Below are 18,451 nucleotides of genomic sequence, written 5' to 3'. Positions count from 1 at the left end.
TGTATATCTTAACATTGAGACAGGAAAGATAGACGACAGGTTGAAACTTTTTTTGAGAAATACCTGCCAATAATGAATAAGGAGCGGATAGTTCATGAGTACATCTTATACACATACAGCCGTAATTACAGGAGCAGCTGGAGGCATTGGTAAAGAATTGGCACGCCGCCTTGCTGAGCGCAAAATCAACTTGGTGCTGGTGGACCTGAATGAAGAAGCCATCCAGCAGACAATTACTGATCTGAACCTCGACAAAGAGCACGTCATCGCAGTAAAAGCGAACGTATCCCAAGAAGCAGACGTGAAAAACTATGTGCAAAAAGCATTGGATGCTTTTGGTCGAATCGATTATTTTGCCAACAATGCCGGAATTGAAGGTCCAACAGGGCTGATCGAAGACCTGAGTGTTGAAGCACTCGACACCGTATATAACGTCAACATTCGTGGAGTATTCCTGGGTCTGCAAAATGTCATTCCAGTGATGAAAAAACAAAAATCCGGTGCGATTCTTAATACCTCTTCCCTCGCGGGTCTGATGGGTGCACCTGCTGTATCTCCATATATTATGTCCAAACATGCCGTAGTTGGTCTCACGCGTACCGCTGCAAATGAATTGGCACCTTATAATATCCGGGTTAACGCTGTATTGCCAGGTACAATCAATACACGCATGATGCGTCAGATCGAAGCTAATTCCGGTAACGTGGAAGATTATCAATCAGCAACCGTGTCCAGCATTCCAATGGGCCGTTACGGTGAACCGGAAGAAGTCGCTGCGGTAATGAACTTCCTGTTGTCCGAAGAAGCATCTTATGTAACAGCTTCCCTTTACACCGTAGATGGCGGTATGGTGGGTCAATAAGAAGCTATAAACGGTGGGATTGATAGGGATTGGGTCGATAGAACTTCAAGTCCATTCTTATAAAAGTTATACTGACAGGTATTCCCGAAGGAATGCCTGGTCACTACAATCTAAAAAAGGCCTCAACACCACAGTATTGTGGAGTTGAGGTCTTTTTTATAGTACAACACTTGCCATTCATTAGGCGGCATCTGTGAAAATGTACTTTTGAAACAGCCATTTAACGCCTCGTTGCACCATGTGATCACTCTAAGTTACTCTAACGAACCTAGGGCACCTTATTTCGGCTAAAAGCCCTTATTTCCCGAACTAACGAATCTCAGACACGCTAATTCCGCGGAAATGCTGCAATTGCACCGAAAAGTCCTAAAATCCAGAGAATAACGTGTCTGAGATTCGTTACATTCCCAAACGAGCGAGAAATGCCCGAATAGCGCGTGTGAGATTCGTTAGATTTTGCCCGGATCACAGAAAGGCTTAGTCGCCGGACTGAACAACCATCGCACACCAATAATCTAGCCCCTCATGCGCCGATCATCGATACAAATCTCATTAAACCTCACGCCACAGTCCAAGCTCCAAATCCACGCTTAACTTAATCGACGTATCCCGCGTGACCCTTGTCCATCAAGTAGTCCATCTCAGCATCCAAAATGCTTTCCACGGTCAACTCATCCAGCTTCACATCTTTACGACTAAGGATGTAGTCCGCCAGATCATCGCCGTCAATATCCACATCATTACCTTTGGCATTTTCGTGCGCCTTGTTGATGTACGCTTGCTCATGCTTCAGCACAAGAGCGATGTTCGCTTGGCTTGCCTTCGTTTTATCTGCAATATATTGCATCATTTCTTGTTCATTAATTGCGTTTGTTTCTGCCACGTCAGTTCATCTCCTTGATTCATACATACTGTTGCCATTGTAGCATAGGTTAACCCATTACAGGCAGAACTTATGCCTGGCCAACGATTATATAACGGGAGCGAAGGTTACTGTGGAGCCAGCACATTACCTCGCCCTACGACAACCGAACGTAGAATGTAGCACCCTCTCCGACCACGCTACGAGCGTACACCTCTCCTTTGTGCTGATCCACAATAGAACGAGCAATCGCCAGACCCAGACCATGCCCACCATGTTTGCGGGCTCTTGACGAATCCGTACGATAGAATCGATCGAAGATCCGATCGAGATGTTCCGGTGCAATGCCTTCCCCTGTGTTGGACACGGCCAGCATAACATCGTTATTTTGTCTCTGGAGCGTAACGTTTACGGACCCTTTGGGACCGGAATACTTCACAGCATTATCGAGCAAGATCAGAATGACCTGTTTGATCTGCTCACTGTTACCATGAACCGTAAGATTCGGCTCAATGTTGTAATCGAGGGAGATGTTTTTCTCAAATATTACGGCTTCCATCGGCAAAATAATACTTTCCACCGCATCGCTCATATTAAACTTCGCATGAATCATCGTTGAGCGCGAGTCATCCATCTGAGTCAGATAGAGCAGATCATTCGTTAGTCCGGTCATACGCTCGGTTTCCGACTTAATATAGTGAAGCCACTTCGCCTGGTTTGCTATGGTGTCCTCCTGATTTGCGAGCAGTACATCAGCATTCGTATTGATGATCGCCAGAGGTGTCTTCAGCTCATGAGAAGCGTCTCCGATAAATTGCTTTTGTTTCTCAAATGCTTCTCTAACCGGTGCAATGGAACGATTCGCAAAATAACGGCTCAAGAAGTAGATCACAATCAGCATAACCAGTCCGACAACAGCAAAGGTATAGATCAGATTCGTCAGAATGCCTTGTTGTGCAGTCACATCAATGAATACGATCATATGCCCATCACCGCTCGGGTCAACCACATAGGCCCAGTCCGTTCCATCCAATGCAAATTGTCCCGTCTGCCGTTCCGAATCACCAACTTTATTCTGGTCAACCTTTTGCAACGCCTCGGTGTAGAACGTATCTTCCATATCAAATCGGGAATGCGTATCCGTAATCTTCCACTGGTCATCCGTCTTGATCATAAACGAAACGGAACGTGCCGGAGGTGAGTTGGGGTCCCCTCCCGGCCCTCCATTATCACCACCCATGGCATTGGAGGGCAACGACTCTGAACCTGAACCTGAACCTGTACCAGAGCCTGTACCCATCCCCCCATCTTCCCCACGTGGCATCTTGGATGAATTATAAGGACTGTGATAGAAATCAGATACCTTGTACAGCTCCATACTCGTCTCACGTTGCACATTCTGGTACGTAATCGTATAGATCGTCGCAAATGCCACCAGCATCATAATAGATATGGACACCAGATTCACGATCAGGAATCGATTTCGAAGTTTCTTGAACATCAGGACGTCACCTCAAGCACATACCCCACACCCCGAATCGTGTTAATGCGGACGGCAGAGTTCAGGAAGGTTAATTTTTTACGTAAAAAAGAGATGTACACCTCCACATTGTTATACTCCACTTCCGAATCAAATCCCCATAACTTCTCAATAATCTGCTCTTTGGAAGTTATCGCCTGTTTGCGGGCAATCAACAGCTCCAGCAGTTCATTCTCCTTCAGATTCAGCTTGATCTCCTTACCCTGTACGCTTAGCTTCAACTGGGTTGTATTCAGCTCAATATCGCCAAACTTCAATCCATCCTCGGGAACCACTTCGCCCTTCCGTCGTAAGGCTGCTCGAATCCGGGCCAGCAATTCCTCTGTGGCAAAAGGCTTGGCGATATAATCATCGGCACCATAATCGAGGCCTGTGACTTTGTCCGATAGTTCACCTTTCGCAGTAAGCAGAATGACAGGCGTATGATTGCCTTCACTGCGAAGTTTCTTCAGGACGGTGATCCCGTCCATCTCCGGCATCATGATGTCGAGTAGTAACAGGTCGTAGATGCCGCTCTGCGCATAATCCAATCCTGATCTGCCGTCGTGGACCATATCCACGGAGTAATTGTTTTTTTTCAAAATCTGCGATACAGCCTCTGCCAAATGAACCTCATCTTCCGCAATTAATATTCTCATCATCTATTCATTCCTCTGCTTGAATTATTTCTCTCAATGGACTTGTTTTATATGTTCTTATTCTATCAATCAAACCTTGAATCAATCTTAATTCATTTTGTGTATGCGCACTATTATAGGAAGATTAAAAAATGTTAACGCAATGTAAAACCATTTAAGATTCATTCAAGGTTGGGGCTCTAAGATACAGACATGGAAGCAATACACGATGCAACAAAACATACAACCCACCAACGAAAGGACTGAGTCCCACATGGCTATTGAAGTATTCAACCGATATGAGAGCAAGTATCTTCTGACGGATGAACAGTACGCACATTTCTACAATGACCTGCTGAAATACATGGAGCTGGATGCCTACAACAAGAAACATGAGTACTACTCCATCAGTAACCTGTACTTCGACACTCCGCAGGATTCACTGATTCGCGCCAGTCTCTCCAAACCAAAATATAAGGAGAAGCTGAGACTACGGGCTTATGGAATACCTGAAGAGAATGCCAAAGTGTATCTGGAGATCAAAAAGAAAGTCTTCGGCCTGGTGAACAAGCGCAGAACAGCCTTGAAGCTGGATGAAGCTTACGAATTCGTCCGTTCGGGACAGGCGCCGGAGCTGGCGGATTACATGAACAAACAGGTTGTTGAAGAGATCAAATATTTCCTTCGGGTATACGACCTGGAACCGAAAGTGTATCTGGCGTATGAACGCAAAGCGCTTTTCGACAAGAACAGCCGGGATCTCCGCATTACCTTTGACACCAACATTCGTAGCCGCAGATACGATCTGAAGCTGGAACAGGGAGATTACGGTGAACCGCTGGTGAAGGACGGTCGATGGCTGATGGAAGTAAAAGCCGAGAAAACCGTTCCGCTGTGGCTGTCACAACTGCTTTGTGAGCATGGTCTATACCGTACCGGATTCTCCAAATACGGCAACGAGTACAGACATCTGGCGAGAACAACGAACCTGAATTACCAAACGGAACGCATTCTTGTGCCAGGTACCGATTTCAACCCATCCATAGAACAAGATAAAACGATTATAGAAAGAGAGAGTGTCCTATATGCTTGATTCACTGTTCAGTTCAGCCCTAACCGATACCAACCTGACGTTTAACAACGCAGTCATCACCATTGGTCTTGCCATCATTCTGGGATTGATCATCAGCCTTACCTACATGAAGACTAACCAAAGCACATACTCCCAGAGCTTCACCTTAACGATGGTTGTCCTGCCCGTCATTGTCGCCATCATCATCCTGCTCATCGGCAGCAACATCGCACGAGCATTCAGCTTGGCAGGTGCCTTCTCCATCATTCGTTTCCGCAGTGCACCTGGGGATCCAAAAGACATTGCTTATGTATTGTTCACGATGGCTTCTGGTCTTGCCTGCGGTGTAGGCGCTTTTGGATACGCGGTGCTGTTCACCATTATCCTGTGTGTACTGATGTTTGTCCTGAGTCGCTTCAACTTCGGCGGCAAGAAGAGTCAGCTGAAAACGCTGAAAGTCACCATTCCCGAGAACTTGAGCTATGAAGAAGCACTTAATGAAGTGTTCCATACATTCAACGTACCTTTTGATCTGAAAAAAATCAGAACCACTGAACTCGGCAGTCTGTACGAGCTGGTCTACAGTGTAACCATTCATGAAAGTGTTAGCCAAAAAGAATTCCTCGATGCGATCCGTACCCGGAACGGCAACCTGGATATCTCGTTAACCATGAGTCCAACAACGGAATATTAATTTATAATTCGAAGGGAACGATCTAATATGAAGAAAAACATGATAACAGGTAGCAAACTTTGGTCCATCGCCATGATTACCAGCCTACTCGCCGCATGCAGTTCACCAGCAACCACAAGCACAACCGCCAATGCCGCAACGTCAACGACAGGAACAACCAAAACGGTATCTGTCAGCGAGCAAACTTCTGTGAAATATGCAGACCTGGTCTCTCTGGATGCTGACGATACCAACATTAGCTGGAGTGAAGCAGATTCCACAGCGATTAAGCTGAATGGCACAACTGCAACGGTGACCGGTTCGGGCGCCAAAGCAGCCAATGGCTCGGTAACTATCTCGGAAGCAGGCACTTATGTACTTAGCGGTGAGCTAACCGACGGCCAGATCGTGGTTAATGTTGCCGATAAGGGCATCGTACATCTCGTATTAAACGGAGCAACCATTCATGATAATGACAGCGCCGCGATCTACATTCAGAAGGCTGGTAAAGCGGTGATTACACTCGAAAAAGGAACCAAAAACACCGTATCCGATGGTAAAACGTATGTGTACGCCGACGCTACGACAGACGAGCCGGATGCTGCGATCTTCAGCAAAGCGGATCTTACATTCAACGGTGCAGGTCAATTGACCGTCACAGGTAACTATAATGAAGGTATTACGAGCAAGGATGATCTCAAAATCATTAGTGGTAGCATCAGCGTCAAAGCAGCCGATGACGGGATCAAAGGTAAAGATATGGTCGCCATCCAAGCGGGTACGATTACCATTGAAGCCGAAGGCGACGGCATTAAATCAACCAATGACACAGATACCACCAAAGGTTACGTTGCTATCGCAGGAGGTACCTTCGATATCCAAAGTGGCAACGACGGTATCCAGGCCGAAACTGCACTTGTTACGGATGGCGGGACATACAACATTGTGACTGCTGGCGGTAGCGCCAATGCACCAGCCAAAGTAGAAGAAGGTCCGTTTGGCGGCGGTGGCGGTGGATGGGGAGGCGGCACACCTCCAACAGATATGGGCACACCACCGGATGGCGAACCTCCTGCGGATATGCCAGAGATGCCTAACAGCGGTACGAATGCAGGTGCTAATACAAACGGCGCAGCAGCATCCAGCTCTGCTAACACAACAACAACAACGGATAACAATGCTGATGCGGACACTGCAACAACAGCTACTGAGTCCACAAGTGCCAAAGCACTCAAAGCAGGTACAGATCTTACGGTTAATGGCGGTACGTATACCATTGATTCCATGGATGATTCCCTGCACAGCAACAATGACGTGACAGTTAACGACGGAACATTCAACATCGAATCCGGTGATGATGGCATACATGCCGATCAGGCCCTGACGATTAACGGCGGAACCATCACGATTGCGAAGAGCTATGAAGGACTTGAAGGTGCAATCATCACCCTGAACGATGGGGATGTAGATGTAACGGCATCCGATGATGGCGTAAATGCTGCAGGTGGCGAGACGGAAACAGCTGCGAATACAGCGGCAAGTACAGATAGCGCGACTACAGCAACCGATGCAGCCACGACATCCAACATCTCTGTAACCGAAACGACAGGTACAACATCGACTACCGATCAGGCATCCCAAGGTACGGCTACTACTCAACAAGGACGTGGACCGGGCGGTATGGGTGGTGCAGCAGCAAGCAATAACGAGTTCCACATTAACGGCGGCTCCCTCACTGTGAACGCAGGTGGTGACGGGCTGGATTCCAATGGTTCCATTGACATGACTGGCGGAACGGTTATTGTGAACGGACCGACGAATAGCGGCAACGGAGCATTGGATTATGATGGCACATTTGAAATCAGCGGTGGGTACCTCGTGGCTGCCGGAAGCTCTGGCATGGTACAAGGAACATCCGATGCATCTACGCAAAATACCATTGTGATGACATTCCCTGCCACGCAAAAAGCTGGAACACTTGTACATGTACAAGATAGCGAAGGCAACAACATTCTGACGTTCGCTCCGGCAAAAGATTATCAAACGGTGGTTGTCAGCTCACCGGATCTTGCGAAAGATGGTTCCTACGTGATCTACTCCGGTGGTACGTCTACGGGTAAAGCGGTAGATGGACTCTACACAGACGGTACCTATAGTGGCGGAACTCAAGTGGTTGCATTCCAATCGACAAGCAATGTAACTTGGGTCAATGAATCGGGTGTAACTACTGCCAATTCAGGTATGGGTGGTCCAGGAGGAGGCCGTGGTCAAGGCGGCTTCGGAGGCGGCAGAAACAGATCGCAATCCGGTACAACATCCGACAGCACAGTTACTACTGATTCTGCAAAGTAATACGTGCGGTAAGCAATAATCAAGCAATCTCTTGCCCCAACTCAAAGGCGAGACAAAAAGGCCCCGAATCACTTCATAGTGAGTTCGGGGCCTTTTTCGCATCCGCGTTCTTACGTGGTATCTGCATTACTATGATATGGAGCACACTCTTTCATCCATTAACGTTATGGCAGAAGGCTTACAGCACTCCAGCTGAGCAAAAACCTGGTGATCACTTTCCTGTTCTTTTCTTTAAAAGGAATACACATACACCTTGGTGCGCAAGGCATCCCGGCATGTAATGGTGCGTAGCGGTTCTTTTCCTGGCAGGGCAAAACAGACGCTAATTACCTTGGCACCCGGCGGAAGCTCCCGACTGAACTTGTCCAGAAGCTTAGTCATGGCTCCCGGGAACAGATAACAGATCACACAATCCGCATGTTCATAGGAACTGGTGTAGATATCCCCGCGCATGAAGCGCAACCTGCCCTTGAGAGAGTGCTTGTTTCCCTTGGCTCGACGTAAGCGAACACTGAAATAGGCAATCAGTTGGGAAGACCATAAGGGAATGATAGAATTCTCAATCCCGGTCAGCCTTTTGCCATGGCAATGCCTTACAACATCCAGTCCCAATGTGCCCCATCCAGAGCCCGCTTCGAGCACATCCCCGTACCCTGGAGTACGGTTCACTTCCTGAATGACCACCTGTCTGACACGACTGGATGTGGGCATCGGGGAAATCCCGTTTTTCCAACTCACGAGTACGATCGATATGACACCGATCAATGTCACCACGGCAATCAGCCATGGAATCAGGTAAATGATGAACATGAACTCATCCCTTTGTTATCACTCATTCATTCCGGCACATGAGACTTCATATATACACCCTTTTTATAAACGGACTTGATGGTAAAATGCACACCCAGCTTGCGATTCGTCCGATAGATTAGCGAGTTAATCTCGTCGATCCCTACCGCTTCACTCTCCAGCATGCTCCGCTCCGGCCACACCTGAGCCACAATCTGTTCCCTTGTCACAAAGTGGTCCAGTTGACTATACAGCAGCTTGAACAGCTGATACTCCTTCTTGGACAGCGGAATCTCCACTTCGCCGATCTGTACGGTTTGCAGGTGATCCAGTAAACGTACGCCCTCACCCAGCAGATCCGACACACGATATTCCCTCGTCTCTCCAAGATCACCTTCCGTGCGAAGCTGGATCAGGCCGTTGACCAACGTCAGGCTGTCTCCCTCACTAAACGGATATTTCTCATAGGGAACGAGGCGCTGCCCGTTCAGTTCGGTTCCATTTTTGCTATCCAGATCCTCGATCCATAGCTGTTGCTGTACATCATAATGAATGCGGCAATGCCGCTTCGATATCATCTGATTATAAACAGACAAGTCCAATTCATTACCGCCTGTGTAACGTCCCACCGTAATGGAGCGACCTTGGCTTACATAAGCGAATGAGCCGTCACTTTCCTGTCCTGGCGTACGAATGACGATTTTTGCCGTCTCCCGCATGTTATTCTCCCACCTTCAATGATCACTCACTCGATCTCTATAAACATACCTTCAACAATAATGATAAATTCATCAGATTTGTTCCATTGTTTGCACCGCTATAGTTCAATATAGTGGTATACAGGAACGATTTATGTTCGGTTCTACTTACTCTACTATACCAGACGTTGTGCTTTTTTTCTCATGACGGCCGGATGTCTACTTTAGCTCATTCAACAAGAGAGGTACCTTCTAATGAACAAAAAAAACATTTTCATATACGTATTGCTCGCCTTTGCCCTGTCCATGACATTAACCGTGCTCTCCCGTATGAATGATGATGGCGGAGAATCACTGAAAGGCACATCGGCTTCCGAAACCTCATGGTTACAAATGAAGATCCAACCCTAAGTCTACTCTATTATAACGCGATCTCTGCGCAAAACGTTTCACGAATGTCATATTAGGCTATGCCATAGACTCACATCAATAAGGCCCCAGATTGCTGGTAACAGCAGCCCGGAGCCTCATTTTAATCCAAAAAATCTATACTACATAAAAGATCATCTATCCGTTGATCAACAGAGATAACGACTTATTTCCCAAAGCGAAGTGAAGTGGACAGCGGACATTCCCACCATCTTACCCACACTCACGTCAATGCCGTTTCTTTCTCGCGCCGAATTTCCTCCAGCCATACACGACAAGAGCTACAGGGCCAGCGAACCATAACAACTGCCAAAGCATAATTTTCAGGTCGAATCCCATTTCAAGAATCCCTCCTCCGATAATCGCAAAGGTAAATACAATCGTTCAAAACCCAAATCAATCTTGGTCTTCCTCCGGTACAGTCGGCTCGTCGTCAGGCTTCGCTGTCACTCTGGACTGTACTTCCTCCATCCGGCTGGACACCTTCTGATATAGGTAAGAGATCCCCAGCAATAGTACGCCGAAGCTGAAATAGGCAAAGATTTTGCTACCCGAGGTAAGCATCCCCACATCATAGAACACCATCTTCCCCGTAGCGAACAACGTTAGTCCTAGGCCCAGACGCCGAATCATGACATATTTTCTACGGAATCCATAGGCAATATAGAGAATCGCCAGCAACAGATAGATCAGACTGAACATCAGCCCCACATCGCCCCATTGGAACTGGATTGTCAGGAAGACGGTGATGACACCGAGCAGATACACCCCAGCGATAACCGGGTACCATTCAATGCTCTTGAACTGCCCGCGGATGCCTGCAATCAGCAGATCCCTTCCTGCAAAGAATACCCCTACGTTAAAGATAATTAACACCAGCAAACCAACAATCTCTGCCGCTGTATGCTGTTGAACTTCCGGCTGAAGCGCTGGCATGGTTAAGGTTACGGCCAGTGCAATACAGCAGCCAATAGCATGCAAGAAAGTGGTATACACCTGCACGTATCGATCACGCAGCAGCTTCACCTTGTTCAGTCCATACGCCAATGCAATCGTAAGCGCTGCAAACATGAGTAATTTGTAGAACATGTATAATAGAAACGTCCCATCGACAGCTCTGGTATACAATTCATTCGATTCATATAGCACGTATAACCACAGATTCGCAAGTGTCACATACTTGAATCCGTTCAGGAAACCCAGCTCCAGCGCGCTGTATTGGAATCTCTCTCTGGAAGATGAACTGCTGCCAATTGCCCAGGAATAATATAGTGTAATAAGCAAGGTTCCCAGCGTGATACTGGAGTACTTTAACATGAAGTAAGAACGTTCCCCGATGAAGAATAGCGCCAGCAGATCGTAGTACACAAAAGTGATTAGACATAGAAGAACGATACCCCATCCGGCACGTTCCACCGACTTGAGCCGTTTCAGATGTCCAAGCGTAACCAACAGAACCCCTTCGATTAACCAACCCATCGATAACCACTTGGCCCCGAATTGGAACGGAATAATCAGAATGGCAAAGGTCAGGGAAGTGACATAGAAGAGTAATATCGTCTGTTTCTCCTGAGCCATATGGCGCTGGACGAATCGTGCGAGGCCCAGATACACCACGCAGAAGATCAACGCCAGCAAGCCCTGAGCATCATTCCAACCCGCCACATCAAATAATACGTATAACATCAGACAACTAATGCTCGTATTCATGGCGAGTAGAGCGAAATCCCACCAGGTTAACTTCATTCGGTGTTTGAACGGATATGCCAGCGTAATGCCCAGATATAATGCAAACGTCACAATGGAATACAACATGCCAATCTTCTCACTTGGCGACAGCCATAAGAGGATAAGCATGGATGGTGTGTTGAACAGGAAACTGATATAGTGCACAACCGGCCACCGTTTGCCAAACGAAATGAACACAATAATGCCGTTTAAGAGCAGCAGATAGATCATGGCTACATAGACAGCAGTGCCCTCAAGCCCGAACGAGAACATATACGAGAATAGCGGAAGATATCCGCCTACCAGACCCAATGAACAGATGGTCTTCGACTGATACCTTAGGGACAACAATACGGAGATTGCCGATACCAATACAGACAGGGCAAGTCCCGTATATAACCCGATAATATGCAGTAAAAAGTAACTATAGAAGATGGACCCGAATAACACGGAGATCCCACCGCCGAGCAGCCCCATTGCAAACGTCTGCTTTTTGCGGCGGAACAGCAACTCTCCTCCAGCAAGCATCAGTACACCGAGCAGGAAAAAGGCTCCGCTCTTCATCTCGTCATTAAACCAGGTCGAGTACGAGTAACGGAACGCTGCTCCAACGCCCAGAATGAGGAGCAGGATGGCTACCTTGTTAATCCAGCTGAGTCCAATCTTCATCTCCATGCGATTCTGCTTGATCCGGCGCTGAATAGTCTCTTCGCTCAACCCTTCCTCCGCCATCTGCTCATATCCACGCTCCATGTGCCCACGCAGAGCCTCTTCTCGCTCCCGTACGGCCCGCTTGTGCGATTCAATGCGCTCGTTCACCTCTGCCGCAAGGTAAGCAATCCTCTCCTTTACCTCATCGGAATCCTCTTGCAACTCCTGTGCGGCCTGGTTGTACAGCGCGTTCAGATTGGATTTGGTTCGATGTTCATGGAATGCAATTCGATCATTATGTACCGCTGTTTTCCCTTGAAAATAGGTCTCCATCTTCTCCCGCGATACCCGGATCAGATTCAGCTTCTCATCCAGCATCTGTTCAGATAAAGCCATACGAAGACGTGCATTCTCTTCTTCCATCTTGCGCGAGCGAATTTCGAGCTGTTGCAGCTTGAGTTTGTGAGCTTCATACTGTTCCTGTAACTGTTCATTCTGAACGATCAGGTCATCGGACTGGTATTCCTGGAGCAGGGCGTGATACTCCTTCGCCAGTTGCTTTTGTTGCTCCTGAACCTGTTGAAGCCGATCCTTAAACTCCTTCATGAGCTTCCTCCGTTGGTTGATGTTTAATCTTTTCCCTATATTTTACTATATGTATGCCATAAAAAGAGGTTTAAACATTAGATATATCTGTGCAATATTTCATCCGTAGGATCTCAAACGCAAAAAAAGCCGGGAAGCAACTGCTTCGCCGGACTTATATTCATATGAACATTTGCACAAGAATCGATGCTTATGCCGCATCACTCGTCTCCGATTGGTCCGCTGACTCGGGCTCAATTATCTCGGTCGCATCTGGGTCCAGCCAACTGGCGATCATGCCACGCACATATTGCAGATCGTCCTCCGACAGATCGTAGTACCATGTGCCACTGCGCGTTGCACCCTCACCCTTCAGCATGTAATTGCTGATCGTTGGTATGCTATCTTTCATATATAAGGACTCGGCAAATTTCACGATAAAGTCCGAGGTCATGTTGGTTGTAAAATTCGATCCGGCAATCTGGATTACGTCCGGGATCTTGGTCAGATTTTTCACTTCCAGCGCACGATTCATGAAGGCACTTAGGAAAATCCGGTGACGCATCGTCCGATTGAAATCGGAGTCCTCCCGGTAACGCACATAACCAAGCGCTTCTTCGCCGCTATAGATCGGTTTATTGGCTTCAACAAACAGCTTCTCATGAATTTTGAGTTTGTTCTCAATATTCTTTTTGATTGGCAGTTCAACGCCACCCACCGCATCAACAATATCCTTGAGCCCGTTAAAATTAATCGCGGCATAGAAATCCACTTTGTTCCCCAGCAAATTCTCCACCGTATCCATCGCCATCTTGGCTTCACCGTGGGCATACGCTGAGTTGATCTTTGACTTCACATCCCGGCCGACAATCTCGGTATAGGAATCACGTGGAATGGACAGCAGCAGCACTTTATTGTCTTCTGGACGCACGACGGAATAGATGATGGTATCCGAACGGCTTGGTTCGTTATCTCGTTGGTCAATCCCTAGCAGCAACAGCGAGAATGGGTCCGTATGTTCCACGACAGGGGCATCCTTATCGCCCGCTGGTACAAAGGAGTCATCCAAGGCTTCCTTCACCGTAGCTGAAGCGAACAAATTAAAGGCAAACACGACGAGTTGCTTTTGATAGATAAATCCGAGTCCTCCCAACACAAGCAGCACACTTAGGGTGATGATCAATGGCTTCTTCCATTTCTTCTTCGGTTTCTTCGGCTTCCGTCTTGTTAAATGTGCGGCACTGTTTTCCATCATATCTCCTTTAATAACGGGTTCTTAGAATCATTTAACTATATTAATAACACGTTTTCAATAGATTACGTTATAATCTGCATTACATAAATGAATAGAGAAGGAGCGATGAATGTTGGAGTATCGACGTTTGGGCAATAGTGGTTTGCGTGTGTCGGCACTGGGGCTTGGCACCAATGCGTTTGGCAAACGCGCGGATGAAGCAGCTTCTACCCGCATTATTCATGCAGCGATGGATCAGGGCATCAACTTTATCGATACCGCCAATATCTACGCAGGCACGGAATCGGAACGCATCATTGGACAGGCTCTTACAGGTCGACGGGAAAACGCGGTGCTTGCTACCAAGGCCGGATTACCCCGGCATGATGGTCCTCATGGGCGTGGTTCCTCCCGCTACCATCTGCAACAAGAGCTGGAACATAGCCTGCGGCGTTTGCAAACGGATTACGTCGATCTGTACCAGATCCATACTTTTGATCCGCATACACCACTGGATGAGACACTGCGCACACTGGATGATATGGTCACTTCCGGCAAAGTCCGTTACATCGGAGCCTCCAACTACGCAGCCTGGGAGCTGATGAAAGCTCTGGGCATCAGTGAACAGAAAGGTTATGTGCGCTACATCTCCACCCAAACCAGCTACTCCCTGGCAGACCGTACACCCGAGCTTGAACTGGTACCGATGTGTCTCGATCAGGGTGTAGGCATTATCCCGTATTTCCCGCTGGCAGGTGGTATTCTGACCGGTAAATATAACGGACAGACCCGTGTGCCTTCTGGTTCCAGAGCAGACACCGATCCGTCCTTCAACCGTTTCCTGCTGGAGCATAATATCCAACTGAGTGAACAAGTGAGTGCTAAAGCTGCCTCATATGGTTGCTCCCCGAGTGTGCTGTCACTCGCATGGCTACTGACACGTCCAGCTGTATCCACAGTGATTGTGGGCGCTACACGCACCGAACAGCTGGAACATAATCTGGCTAGTCTGGACATGTCACTGCCCGATGAGCTGTTGGCCGATCTGGACCAGATCAGCGACTCTTTCCGTCGCCGCGAGCCGTTTGCGTCCTATCGAATCGATTGAGCAACCAAAATAGACCTCCCGACAAGATGAAGTCAGGAGGTCTATTTGTATTTTACAGAGGCGCTATAATTATTAATAATCAGAAAATTTTCCAGTTCCACTACATTCTGTAGTTTAATACATTAAAAAAAGATATATTACGGATCAACTCTCTGTTTTTTGGCGAAGAAACTCCTGCATGATCTCCAAATACTCTCCCTTACGTTCATCCAAAGTTTCGAAAAATGCCTTGTCCGATTCCTCGACCAGATGGATTCCCTCCACAGCCAATCGGGTTCCTTCTTCCGTTGTTGTGATAATATTGGCACGCGTATCTGTCTGATGACGAGCGCGGGTAATTAATCCCCTTTTTTCAAGCGCACGTAGAACCTGAGAAGTCACGTTAACATCCACCTTGGCAAACTGAGCAATTTGAACCTGAGTCACTCCCTTGCCTTCCTCATCGTGTTCATTGAGCCATAAACAGGCGTGCAATAATACAAATTGAGGTTGTGTCAGTTCGAGGGGCTCCAGCACCCTGCGTACTTCCTTTTGCCACATGGCTGTAACCTGCCATAACAGATATCCCGGACTTTCTTGTGCGTTTTTATACCGTGAGCTTGTCATCTCATACCTCCATGATGTGCGACCTTATGCAACAGAATATATACCCGTCAGTCAATGAAGTAAATCCATTATTCATATAACGATGATGGAAACATATCCGTTGCAACTCTGTGTGTTCTTTCTCAAAAAAATAATTAGCGCGCAGGGATAAACTGCTTCACCCATTGTCCGAATCCTTGAGGATTGCGGCTCTGTATAAGAATGGTTCCTTCTCCCCGGAACCGACATACCAGTCCTTCTCCACTTGTAACACTGGATAACCAGCCCTGTGAAGCTTTCTCAATACGGTAATCTACATAATGAGGCCATGCCACCAAATGGGCGTTATCCACGATCATTTCTTCACCTGCTGCCAGATTAATTGCATGGATGGCACCATAGGAAGACAGAAATACGGTTCCACGTCCGCTGATCTCAATAATGAAGAAACCTTCTCCCGAAAAGAGACCTTTTTTCAGGTTTTGCATTTTGGTATTCACCTGAATGCCCTCGGTTCCTGCCAGAAATCCGTCTTTTTGCACATAAAGTGAATAGGAACCGTCCAATTCAACAGCTTCTACATCGCCCATGCTTGAAGGTGAGAGCAGAATCTCTGCCGATCCGCCCGCAGCCGTCAGTTCCTGAAAGAAAAACTTCTCCCCGCTCAACATCCGACCGAACCCGGCAAACATCCCACCTTCTGCTGAACCCTTCAGTTCAACCGTAGGAGTCATAGATACCATCGCACCACTTTCGGCCTTGAACCGCTCTCCCCGCTGCAAATGTACCTTGAGCATCGCAAAAGCACCATCATATAAAATCTCATAGTTCACGGTTGCACCAGCTCCCTATTGTCAGAGTTAAAATCATTGAGTCCATTATCTTCCAGAACTGCTGATTTGTCTCCGTATTCCTTCACAATATGTTGATCTCCCCAATTACAGAGCGCATTGAGAATCGGTTCAAGACTTCTCCCGTAATCACTCAATTCGTATTCTACTTTGGGAGGGACCTGATTATATACGATGCGGTTTACGATTCCGTCGTTTTCAAGCTCTCTCAGCTGCTGTGTTAACATTTTCTGTGTAATTGCGGGCATAATACGCTTGAGATCACTGGTTCGTCTTTTCCCATGTGTCAGATGACAGAGAATGACGCATTTCCACTTGCCACCGATCACTTCTAAGGTCGCTTCAACCGAGATGTTATATTTTTTTCTAACCATAACTTGCTTCCTCCCTGATGAATTGGATTACATCCGTCGCATGCTGTATAGGCACCAAAAAGTACGTAGGGTACTAAAAAGTACGTACTATTCAATCTATACCGAATAACTCATAATAGCATTTGCCGGTACGTAAATCTACATTCGGGGGAGTTGAGCAAGAAATGTTACAAGATTCAAAACGCAGCACGTGGGCACTGCTAGCACTGGCCATTAGTGCATTCGCAATCGGTACCACAGAATTTATCAGCGTTGGGCTACTGCCCCTCATTGCAGATAACCTGGGCATTTCCGTAACTACAGCGGGACTGACCGTTACTTTATATGCATTAGGCGTTACCTTTGGGGCTCCTGTCCTGACCTCACTGACGTCTACCATATCACGCAAAACGCTATTGCTTGCCATCATGATTGTCTTCATTGCGGGTAACACGTTGGCTGCACTATCGACGGGCATCACCATGTTACTCATTGCACGAGTAGTGTCCGCTCTGGCACACGGGGTGTTCATGTCCATTGGCTCCACGATTGCAGCCGATCTGGTGCCTGCCAACCGTAGGGCGAGTGCCATTGCCATCATGTTCTCCGGTCTAACCATTGCCACAGTAACCGGTGTACCTCTCGGTACACTCATTGGTCAACATTGGGGCTGGCGCGCTGCCTTTATCCTGATTGTTGTGGTTGGCATCGTTGCAATGATCGGTAACCTGATACTCGTGCCATCCACGTTGAAGCGAGGAACACGGACGGCATTTCGGGATCAGCTGAAGCTTGTTACAGGTGGACGCTTGCTGCTTGCTTTTGCCATCACTGCTGTTGGGTACGGAGGAACATTTGTTGTCTTTACGTATCTGTCCCCGTTGTTGCATGATATTAGCGGATATTCCGAGAAAACAGTAGCGTTCATTCTGTTGTTGTACGGAATCGCCATTGCTGTTGGCAACATCATCGGCGGCAGAGCAGCCAATCGCAACCCGCTCAAGGCGCTCTTCTACATGTTCATCATTCAGACCATCATTCTCGGCGTGATGTACTTCACCGTCCCGTTTAAGTTGGCAGCACTGCTCACCATTATGGGTATGGGCCTGCTCGCTTTCATGAATGTGCCTGGTCTTCAGATGTACGTTGTAACCTTGGCTGAACGATATGCACCACAGGCCAAGGATGTAGCCTCAGCCTTTAACATCGCCGCATTTAATGCAGGGATCGCTATAGGTGCCTATTTGGGTGGAGTGATCAATGATTCCATCGGTTTGATTCACACGACATGGGTCGGTGCCCTGATGGTTCTCGTAGCTGTAATCCTGACCGCTTGGGCTAAAATGCTGGAAAGCAAAGATCAACATGCATCAGTCGAAATGGAAAAAGCTTCGTTCTAATTTCCATTCCGACCATGGGTCTCACTCTTATATATATCAGTTCCAGCCTTAGAGGGGAACCG

17 protein-coding genes are annotated in these 18,451 nt (G+C 47.5%); 7 read left to right on the top strand and 10 right to left on the bottom strand.

What is annotated here, in order from left to right:
• Positions 1-94 precede the first annotated feature (94 nt).
• Positions 95-862 carry an SDR family NAD(P)-dependent oxidoreductase gene (locus tag MKY28_RS27320; protein WP_036612166.1) on the top strand — a complete coding sequence of 256 codons (768 nt, stop codon included), beginning with the start codon at positions 95-97 and terminating at the stop codon, positions 860-862.
• 595 nt (positions 863-1,457) lie between these two features.
• On the opposite strand, the gene MKY28_RS27315 is transcribed toward MKY28_RS27320, so the two are convergent.
• From MKY28_RS27315 to MKY28_RS27305, 3 genes are all read right to left on the bottom strand, one after another.
• Positions 1,458-1,712 (bottom strand): hypothetical protein, encoded by a 255-nt coding sequence (locus MKY28_RS27315; RefSeq protein WP_124116914.1) that lies wholly within the window; start codon positions 1,710-1,712, stop codon positions 1,458-1,460.
• Positions 1,713-1,881: 169 nt separating this feature from the next.
• Positions 1,882-3,225, bottom strand: coding sequence for a sensor histidine kinase (locus tag MKY28_RS27310; RefSeq protein ID WP_340937524.1), 1,344 nt, complete (start codon positions 3,223-3,225; stop codon positions 1,882-1,884).
• The gene (locus MKY28_RS27305; RefSeq protein WP_036612327.1) at positions 3,225-3,902 is read right to left on the bottom strand and encodes a response regulator transcription factor; all 678 of its coding nucleotides are present in this window, start codon (positions 3,900-3,902) and stop codon (positions 3,225-3,227) included. Before MKY28_RS27305 ends, MKY28_RS27310 begins: the two co-directional genes overlap by 1 nt.
• Positions 3,903-4,155: 253 nt before the next feature.
• Between MKY28_RS27305 and MKY28_RS27300 the strand changes: the two genes are divergently transcribed.
• Genes MKY28_RS27300 through MKY28_RS27290 form a run of 3 tightly spaced genes read left to right on the top strand, consistent with a single transcriptional unit; the run spans position 4,156 to position 7,978 of the window.
• Complete coding sequence (locus tag MKY28_RS27300; protein ID WP_340937522.1) at positions 4,156-4,974, top strand: polyphosphate polymerase domain-containing protein; 819 nt, start codon at positions 4,156-4,158, stop codon at positions 4,972-4,974.
• Positions 4,967-5,647: a DUF4956 domain-containing protein gene (locus MKY28_RS27295; RefSeq protein ID WP_100528189.1), complete on the top strand. Its 681-nt coding sequence runs from the start codon at positions 4,967-4,969 to the stop codon at positions 5,645-5,647. Before MKY28_RS27300 ends, MKY28_RS27295 begins: the two co-directional genes overlap by 8 nt.
• 27 nt (positions 5,648-5,674) lie before the next feature.
• Entirely contained in the window at positions 5,675-7,978 is a 2,304-nt protein-coding gene (locus MKY28_RS27290; protein ID WP_340937521.1) for a carbohydrate-binding domain-containing protein, read from the top strand.
• Between the two features lie 231 nt (positions 7,979-8,209).
• Here MKY28_RS27290 and MKY28_RS27285 read toward each other — a convergent pair whose 3' ends face one another.
• Complete coding sequence (locus MKY28_RS27285; RefSeq protein ID WP_340937520.1) at positions 8,210-8,788, bottom strand: class I SAM-dependent methyltransferase; 579 nt, start codon at positions 8,786-8,788, stop codon at positions 8,210-8,212.
• A 26-nt stretch (positions 8,789-8,814) separates the two neighbouring features.
• Entirely contained in the window at positions 8,815-9,486 is a 672-nt protein-coding gene (locus MKY28_RS27280) for an FHA domain-containing protein (RefSeq protein WP_340937519.1), read from the bottom strand.
• Positions 9,487-9,720: 234 nt separating this feature from the next.
• Here MKY28_RS27280 and MKY28_RS27275 point away from each other — a divergent pair, with 234 nt between their 5' ends.
• A complete protein-coding gene (locus MKY28_RS27275; RefSeq protein WP_165980318.1) occupies positions 9,721-9,876 on the top strand; it encodes a hypothetical protein in 156 nt (51 codons plus the stop codon).
• A 414-nt stretch (positions 9,877-10,290) separates the two neighbouring features.
• On the opposite strand, the gene MKY28_RS27270 is transcribed toward MKY28_RS27275, so the two are convergent.
• Both MKY28_RS27270 and MKY28_RS27265 read right to left on the bottom strand, forming a co-directional pair.
• Complete coding sequence (locus MKY28_RS27270; RefSeq protein ID WP_340937518.1) at positions 10,291-12,879, bottom strand: DUF2339 domain-containing protein; 2,589 nt, start codon at positions 12,877-12,879, stop codon at positions 10,291-10,293.
• Positions 12,880-13,069: 190 nt separating this feature from the next.
• Positions 13,070-14,113, bottom strand: coding sequence for an LCP family protein (locus MKY28_RS27265; protein WP_308737350.1), 1,044 nt, complete (start codon positions 14,111-14,113; stop codon positions 13,070-13,072).
• 112 nt (positions 14,114-14,225) lie between these two features.
• Here MKY28_RS27265 and MKY28_RS27260 point away from each other — a divergent pair, with 112 nt between their 5' ends.
• Entirely contained in the window at positions 14,226-15,200 is a 975-nt protein-coding gene (locus MKY28_RS27260; protein WP_340938056.1) for an aldo/keto reductase, read from the top strand.
• A 144-nt stretch (positions 15,201-15,344) separates the two neighbouring features.
• Here the strand turns inward: MKY28_RS27260 and MKY28_RS27255 are convergent, their stop codons facing one another.
• The 3 genes from MKY28_RS27255 to MKY28_RS27245 all read right to left on the bottom strand — a co-directional run bounded on the left by MKY28_RS27255 (position 15,345) and on the right by MKY28_RS27245 (position 17,010).
• On the bottom strand, positions 15,345-15,806 hold the full coding sequence (locus MKY28_RS27255; protein ID WP_036612197.1) for a MarR family winged helix-turn-helix transcriptional regulator: 462 nt from the start codon (positions 15,804-15,806) through the stop codon (positions 15,345-15,347).
• Between the two features lie 134 nt (positions 15,807-15,940).
• Positions 15,941-16,618, bottom strand: a complete 678-nt coding sequence (locus MKY28_RS27250; RefSeq protein WP_017691614.1) for a TIGR00266 family protein — start codon at positions 16,616-16,618, stop codon at positions 15,941-15,943.
• Complete coding sequence (locus tag MKY28_RS27245; RefSeq protein WP_017691613.1) at positions 16,615-17,010, bottom strand: winged helix-turn-helix transcriptional regulator; 396 nt, start codon at positions 17,008-17,010, stop codon at positions 16,615-16,617. The genes MKY28_RS27250 and MKY28_RS27245 overlap by 4 nt, the downstream gene beginning before the upstream one ends.
• A 164-nt stretch (positions 17,011-17,174) precedes the next feature.
• Between MKY28_RS27245 and MKY28_RS27240 the strand changes: the two genes are divergently transcribed.
• Positions 17,175-18,389 carry an MFS transporter gene (locus MKY28_RS27240; RefSeq protein ID WP_340937517.1) on the top strand — a complete coding sequence of 405 codons (1,215 nt, stop codon included), beginning with the start codon at positions 17,175-17,177 and terminating at the stop codon, positions 18,387-18,389.
• Positions 18,390-18,451: the final 62 nt, after the last annotated feature.

Origin of the sequence: Paenibacillus sp. FSL R5-0473 (genome assembly GCF_038004565.1) — a bacterium.
GTDB classification, from domain to species: domain Bacteria; phylum Bacillota; class Bacilli; order Paenibacillales; family Paenibacillaceae; genus Paenibacillus; species Paenibacillus amylolyticus.
Note: the sequence above shows the minus strand (reverse complement) of the source record. Positions and strands in the feature narration are given on the sequence as shown.

What these genes read in the sequence shown, in the direction of transcription:
- MKY28_RS27310 (WP_340937524.1), bottom strand. Translation starts at nt 3,225, where the DNA reads ATGTTCAAGAAACTTCGAAATCGATTCCTGATCGTGAATCTGGTGTCC.
- MKY28_RS27240 (WP_340937517.1), top strand. Translation starts at nt 17,175, where the DNA reads ATGTTACAAGATTCAAAACGCAGCACGTGGGCACTGCTAGCACTGGCC.
- MKY28_RS27320 (WP_036612166.1), top strand. Translation starts at nt 95, where the DNA reads ATGAGTACATCTTATACACATACAGCCGTAATTACAGGAGCAGCTGGA.
- MKY28_RS27290 (WP_340937521.1), top strand. Translation starts at nt 5,675, where the DNA reads ATGAAGAAAAACATGATAACAGGTAGCAAACTTTGGTCCATCGCCATG.
- MKY28_RS27280 (WP_340937519.1), bottom strand. Translation starts at nt 9,486, where the DNA reads ATGCGGGAGACGGCAAAAATCGTCATTCGTACGCCAGGACAGGAAAGT.
- MKY28_RS27295 (WP_100528189.1), top strand. Translation starts at nt 4,967, where the DNA reads ATGCTTGATTCACTGTTCAGTTCAGCCCTAACCGATACCAACCTGACG.
- MKY28_RS27270 (WP_340937518.1), bottom strand. Translation starts at nt 12,879, where the DNA reads ATGAAGGAGTTTAAGGATCGGCTTCAACAGGTTCAGGAGCAACAAAAG.
- MKY28_RS27300 (WP_340937522.1), top strand. Translation starts at nt 4,156, where the DNA reads ATGGCTATTGAAGTATTCAACCGATATGAGAGCAAGTATCTTCTGACG.
- MKY28_RS27305 (WP_036612327.1), bottom strand. Translation starts at nt 3,902, where the DNA reads ATGAGAATATTAATTGCGGAAGATGAGGTTCATTTGGCAGAGGCTGTA.
- MKY28_RS27245 (WP_017691613.1), bottom strand. Translation starts at nt 17,010, where the DNA reads ATGGTTAGAAAAAAATATAACATCTCGGTTGAAGCGACCTTAGAAGTG.
- MKY28_RS27285 (WP_340937520.1), bottom strand. Translation starts at nt 8,788, where the DNA reads ATGTTCATCATTTACCTGATTCCATGGCTGATTGCCGTGGTGACATTG.
- MKY28_RS27265 (WP_308737350.1), bottom strand. Translation starts at nt 14,113, where the DNA reads ATGATGGAAAACAGTGCCGCACATTTAACAAGACGGAAGCCGAAGAAA.
- MKY28_RS27315 (WP_124116914.1), bottom strand. Translation starts at nt 1,712, where the DNA reads ATGATGCAATATATTGCAGATAAAACGAAGGCAAGCCAAGCGAACATC.
- MKY28_RS27255 (WP_036612197.1), bottom strand. Translation starts at nt 15,806, where the DNA reads ATGACAAGCTCACGGTATAAAAACGCACAAGAAAGTCCGGGATATCTG.
- MKY28_RS27275 (WP_165980318.1), top strand. Translation starts at nt 9,721, where the DNA reads ATGAACAAAAAAAACATTTTCATATACGTATTGCTCGCCTTTGCCCTG.